This window comes from Companilactobacillus nuruki (genome assembly GCF_002872255.1).
In the GTDB taxonomy this organism is placed as follows: Bacteria; Bacillota; Bacilli; order Lactobacillales; family Lactobacillaceae; genus Companilactobacillus; species Companilactobacillus nuruki.
On record NZ_NIPR01000056.1, the window covers coordinates 1 to 6,078 of the forward strand.

At 31.7% G+C, this 6,078-nt stretch carries 5 protein-coding genes and 3 pseudogenes; all 8 read right to left on the reverse strand.

Annotation, left to right across the window (positions count from 1 at the left end; translation table 11 throughout):
• Nucleotides 1-300: 300 nt before the first annotated feature.
• Nucleotides 301-753, reverse strand: a complete 453-nt coding sequence (locus CBP76_RS13670; protein WP_425430309.1) for a DUF6625 family protein — start codon at nt 751-753, stop codon at nt 301-303.
• Nucleotides 729-1,295, reverse strand: a complete 567-nt coding sequence (locus CBP76_RS11545) for a DUF6625 family protein (protein WP_102197014.1) — start codon at nt 1,293-1,295, stop codon at nt 729-731. Before CBP76_RS11545 ends, CBP76_RS13670 begins: the two co-directional genes overlap by 25 nt.
• Before the next feature lie 11 nt (nt 1,296-1,306).
• Complete coding sequence (locus CBP76_RS11550; RefSeq protein WP_102197015.1) at nt 1,307-2,392, reverse strand: glycosyltransferase; 1,086 nt, start codon at nt 2,390-2,392, stop codon at nt 1,307-1,309.
• 1 nt (nt 2,393) lies between these two features.
• Nucleotides 2,394-3,488: a glycosyltransferase gene (locus CBP76_RS11555; protein ID WP_102197016.1), complete on the reverse strand. Its 1,095-nt coding sequence runs from the start codon at nt 3,486-3,488 to the stop codon at nt 2,394-2,396.
• Nucleotides 3,489-3,508: 20 nt separating this feature from the next.
• Nucleotides 3,509-4,585: a glycosyltransferase gene (locus CBP76_RS11560; protein WP_102197017.1), complete on the reverse strand. Its 1,077-nt coding sequence runs from the start codon at nt 4,583-4,585 to the stop codon at nt 3,509-3,511.
• A 15-nt stretch (nt 4,586-4,600) separates the two neighbouring features.
• Nucleotides 4,601-4,765 (reverse strand): annotated as a pseudogene (locus CBP76_RS11565) (sugar transferase); the annotation flags it as partial.
• Between the two features lie 328 nt (nt 4,766-5,093).
• Nucleotides 5,094-5,219, reverse strand: a pseudogene (locus CBP76_RS13675) (IS3 family transposase); the annotation flags it as partial.
• A 49-nt stretch (nt 5,220-5,268) separates the two neighbouring features.
• A pseudogene (locus CBP76_RS11575) lies at nt 5,269-5,814 on the reverse strand (IS3 family transposase); the annotation flags it as partial.
• Nucleotides 5,815-6,078: the final 264 nt, after the last annotated feature.

The window sequence follows — 6,078 nt, forward strand, 5'->3', positions numbered from 1 at the left end:
ACACAAGATTTAGCGACAAATCTCCATAGGAGGAATTTGTGAAGTATTGAATCATTATTGGGAATAATAATGCCGTTGTACAAATTAAATAAAACGTTATAAAATCTATTCCATTAACATAAAATGAAATGAATATAAGTACTAAGTTTGTTATAAATCCTATCCATATACTAATAGTTGAGTAATTGTTTAACCCACTATTATTCAATAACATTACAAAGATTGTCATCAATAGCAAAAAGAAACACAATGGATACTTTGAAATGTTTTTTTTCGACAAACTAATCATTTTTCCCCTTTTTATTTATAGTAACTATTTAATAATTTCTGAAAATGATAAGTATGTTTAATTTGTCCAATAGAAAATTTCTTTATTAATTTTTCTATTTTATTTACATAAAAATCAAGATAAAATTGGTCCTGTAATGTTTTACTTAGGTCTATTTGATGAAATTGATCAGTTGAAATAAATTCATTTGGAATAATATAATATTCCTTACTAAATTGATTTATTTTTACATCCATATTTCTTTTTTGTAGATGAACATAAATCTTGAGCGTCATCTTATAAATGCATCCATCATAAGTGACTTGAGTTAATCCATACTGTTCATTCCAATTGAAGTATCGTGGTAAAGAAAAATCTGAAGCATTTTTATAAGTATAAAATTGATAAGAATTAATTAAAATGTCTGCATAAGGTGGTTCATCTTCAAAACTTAATATATTTAGATTCTTTTTTTTGCAATTAATCCAATACCAATTTCCTCATCAAAATGATATGCATATTTATGAGTAAAAACATACTTATAATTGCGAAACTTTTCATCATCGATTATTTCTGTAAACAACATTTTTTCTTTAACCGAGAAGAATTGAAAATGTCCTAAATATCCTACTTTATCATAATTTTTTTCATAGAAGCTTTTCTTCTTAAGAAACTCTGATATTCTCCCCCATATAACATCTGGGTCGCAGAACCCCCAATAATCAAGTCCATATTTCTCAATTAGATTATCAAAAATGTAACCATATGCTGGCCTAAAATCACACAATTTATAAGGACTATCCAATGAAATATCCAGCTTATTAAACTTATCTTTTATTAACCGTTGAATATCTTTAAATTCTTTCTTTATAACACGCAGATTAGAAGGCAACGTGGCAGTTAAATTTTGGTCTGTAATTAATATAAACTGTATCTCAGGATTAATTGCTACACTTTTAATCCATAACCTAAAATAATTTGGGAATTTACCGAAATAAGGTAAAAATAATCCTATTTTTTTATTCATCTTTTTCTCTTTTAATCTTTAATAAAGTCTAAATATAATCGATAGATTTTTGAGTATTGTTTTTCTATATTATATTTATTATCTTTAGATGGCTTTTCTCTATAACTTGGTTTTAATTTATTCACTGCTGATATCCATGGATCTACACCATGATTAATCGGAACGAAAACGACATTGTTATTATATCTTACTTCTTTATCAATATTATCCGATAAAATCATATTTACACCACTCGCTTGAGACTCCACGGCTGAAACGGGTAACCCCTCATATAGCGAAGGCAACATAAAATAGTCAAACGCACAATAATAACTCTCTGGATCATTTGTGCCAGAAACTATAATAACATTATCCTCTTGATTATTCGCTTTTATTTTTTGAGTGAGCTTATCCTTTAATTCACCAACTCCAACAATAATCAACTTGGAATCCTCATTGACCTTCCAATAACGATTAAAAACGTCAATCAGAAATCCTTGGTTTTTTTGTTTTGTTAATCGCCCTAAGGTACCAAATACAATGGTTTCGTCTGAGATACCTAATTTTTTCCGAAGTCCCTTTCTTTTTTCTAGATCAAATTTATACTTATCTTGGTCAATGGCATTATACATTATATCAAAGTCATGCCCATTAAATAAGTATTCTCCCGCCGCTTGTCCACACGCAATATAATGATTAGCAAAAATTAAATTTAATCTTTTAAAAATTTTTGCTAAATGTGGATTAACATTATCTTGTGCAATGTGTGCATGTGCAATACGCGCTTTAACCCTCAACAACCAGGCAATAGACAACGGATAAAAACTTAGTAAACTCATGTGAGCATGAACTATGTCTGGCTTTTCTTTTTTTATCAACTTATACGTATCACGCAAATTAGCAAAAGGATGATCCGATTTATAGGGTATTTCATAAAGACGATTACCAATTCTTTCAAGTTCTGCTAATTTAGCGCGGTCTACATGATGCTGATAAACAATAATATTGTCGATATCATAGTGTCGATTTAGTCTACTAGTATAATTTTTTATAACTTGTGTTACACCATCGTTTCCTAATCCAGAAACAAAGTGCATCACTTTAATTCTTCTTGTCATATTATAATCCCTGATATAAATCAATGAACTTCTTTATTGTAGTATTCAAACCATAGTTGGAATTCTTAACCGTTATTGCATCATTCTTACGATCATTAAATTTAATATTCTTTAATATCATACCTGCTATTTCCTTTGGCCTTTCATCTAAAGAAAACATTTTAACGTTTTTAGTCAAGACAACTTCTTTGCTTATCGTATTTGCTAAGAAGACATCTAATCCTTCTGACTGCGCTTCAACAGCAGATATTGGTAATCCCTCATATAAAGACGGCATTACAAACGCGTCCATTGCTGATAAGTATGCAGGAATATCAGACTGCTTCCCTACAAAATTAATCTTAGATGTTAGGCCAAGCTTCTTAGCTTTTTGTTTCACTTTATCTAGCAATAAGCCATCTCCAACTAATATAAGTCTAGAATTAGGCACAGCTTTTTTAACTTCACCAAAAATGTCTATTAGAAATGATTGATTCTTCTGTTCACTAAACCGGCCGACATTTCCTAAAACAAGATCACTAGGTGAAATACCCAACTTTTCCCTAATCAAGTCTCTATCTTGGCCTGAGTAAGTAAATTTATTTATATCAATTCCATTATTAATTATTTGAACATTATTTAATGTACCAAACATCCATTTAGCCGCAACATTAGCACATGCCACTTTTTTGTCTGCCATAAGATTGACAAGCCAACGATTACTCTTATGTAAAAATGTCAAAGCCGCGTTATTCACACTAGGAGATGTATTATGAGAGTGAATAATTATTTTAGGATGGCTTGAATGATGTTTGGCTAATAAGATAGGAATGATATTAGCGGCAGAGTTTTTATGAAAATGCACAATATCGTAATTATTATCTAGCACATGATCAAATGTTTTAATATATAAAACAGTGTTCTTAATTGAAGGCATTAAATAAATATTTGCACCTAAGCTCTTTAATTTATCCTGATACGGCTTTTTAGCCGTTGTTATAAAGTCAAACTTGAATTTTTTCCGATCAATATCCGAATAAATATTAGTCAATAACGACTCTATCCCACCGTAATTATCTGTAATTTGGACGTGAAGTATTTTGATTTTCCTTTTCATTGTTTTCCTTTAATTTAACATTACTTTTCTTTCAATGCTTCCCTATAAATATCAGCATAGCTTTTTGCCATCACAGTGGAATTATAATGTGTTATTACATCTTCATAAGCATTATCCACAACTTTATCCGGTATATTTACCAACAATCTTTTAATGGTGCCAGCGTAATCGTCAATTGAGTTACAAAGATAACCATTTTCTTTATTAACAATGACATTATTATTCCCACTTACATTCGAAACCACGCATACTTTTTTCATATACATAGATTCTAAAAGTGACATTGGCAATCCTTCCCACTTAGATGTTAATAGAAAAATTCCATATTTTGAAGCCAACTTTAATGCTTCACTTCTATTTTTCCATCCGGTTACTTCAATGTTAGGTGATGTTAACTGAGATCGAAGTTCCCCATTACCTATCCAAACAAATTTAGTATTAGGTAAGCTCTCAGCAATTTTATTAAAAACCTTGGGCCCTTTTTGTGTCGAGATTCTTCCAATTGTAAATACTACTTTACTTTTATTCTTATTTGAATCCTGATTATTAAGAACAGCATCAATATCTTTAACATTTATACCGTTATCAACATGAAAAGCACGCGAAGTTAACTTCTGAGTTTCACGATTTTCACCAACACTACATGAGATTGTTGTACAGTTTCTTTTAGCAGAAATAAATTCCATAAATCTATATAACTTTTTCTTAAAAGGACTAATATTGGACATCAAAAAGCTATATCCATGAGGAGTATAAAAAACAGGAATATTTTTCCCATTAAAAGCCCATCTTCCCAATACACCAGCTTTAGATGAGTGTAAATGAATTATATCCGGGTTAACATTTTTACATATCTTTTTGATTTCAAAGAAAGCTTTTATATCGTGAATTGATATTTGACGAGTAAAATTGTTGACCTTAATTAAATGCACATTTTTATTAAAGTAGTCTTTATAATTAATGGGCGTCTGTTTTCGAACAGCGTATGCTACATAAACATCAAAATCTTCTGATAATCCATTAGCTAAATTGGTAATATATGTGAAAACACCGCCACCCATGGCCTCTACAAAGAATAATACCTTTTTTTTACTCATATTTTCCCTCGTCACTTAATATGATCCATTTGGTTTAAAAATTATGGCAACAGTTTTCAAAATAATATTCAAATCATTCATTACACTGGCATCTTGGATGTATTCAAGATCTAATTCAACCATTTCATCAAATCCAACATTATTCCGCTCAGTGGCTTGCCAAAGGCCTGTACATCCCGGCACTGTTGTACATGCCACCCGTGGTGGTCTTGAGGTTGTGCCAGGCCACCCCCGCAAAGAAGAGGGCGACTAAAACTAGGATCCCACAGCACCATCAGACATAAGAATAACGCTTCCTATTATTATGATTTTTTCGTCAACAATTCTAAAAAAATCTTTTAATTTATTCTTAATAAGTATGACAATATCCCCCCTGCTCGTCAAGCTGGATTGAAGTCAATATTTGAGACAGATTTTAAGAGACATTCAGAACCGCGTTTACCTTCCACAGCTCAAATAAATCATTAATCGCGATTAATAACTTATTTGAACCCTGGAAAGCATTAAATCAGGCGGCCATTTGGCTCGTAAGTGTTGCAATTTCAACTTGTAAGGGGGTCTGGTAGCCCAGTGAACTATGAATTCTCTTCCTATTGTAGAAAGCATGCACATATTCAAAAAGGACGGCAGCGGCAGTTTCATAATCTGAAGTGCAATAAAAAAGTTAGACATTTTTATAAGTTTTAAAAAATCATGGATTGTTCCCTGTATTCTACAGGGGACAATCCATTTTTCTTTAAAGAAATACGTTTATTGTTGTACCAATTGATATATTTAGCGACTAAGTTCTTTAATTCGGTTAGGTCATCGATATTATACCTATAAAGACATTCTCTTTTTAGCAGATTAAAGAAGCCCTCAATTGGGGCATTGTCATGACAATTGCCTTTTCGAGACATACTTTGTTCAATACCCATTGTTTTTAGGGTATCTCGATAATATTTAAGTTGATAATGCCATCCTTGATCAGAGTGAAGGATTGGCTTTAAAGAGGGAACTATATTTTGCTTCAATTTTTCTAGAGTATCTAATATTAGTAATTTATTAGGGCTCAAACTTATTGAATAAGATAATATTTCGCCGCTGACCTGGTCCAGCACGGCGGATATATAACCCCATTTGTCTTTACGCAAACGTATTTGAGTTACATCCGTATGTAGTACTTTTAATGGTTCTGTCTCAGTGAATTTCTGTTTGAGTGTATTAGGAGCTATTTTCCCAAGGTTACCTTTATAGGAACAGTAACCAGATGTATGTAAAGATAAAAAGTAGTGCCTATGGACTGTCTATTATAAACATCTCCGAGCCCACGTGACTCATGAGCAAATCGTATGCCACCTTCTGCTTGAAAAAAAAAAATGCACAACATCAACTAACACACGTTTATTTACCAGTACCACTAGGCCCATGTCTATATGCAGCTTTATACAACTCCGCTACACCTGATACCACTCTTTATACAACAAGTGTACCACACTACCGTCGCGCCACAT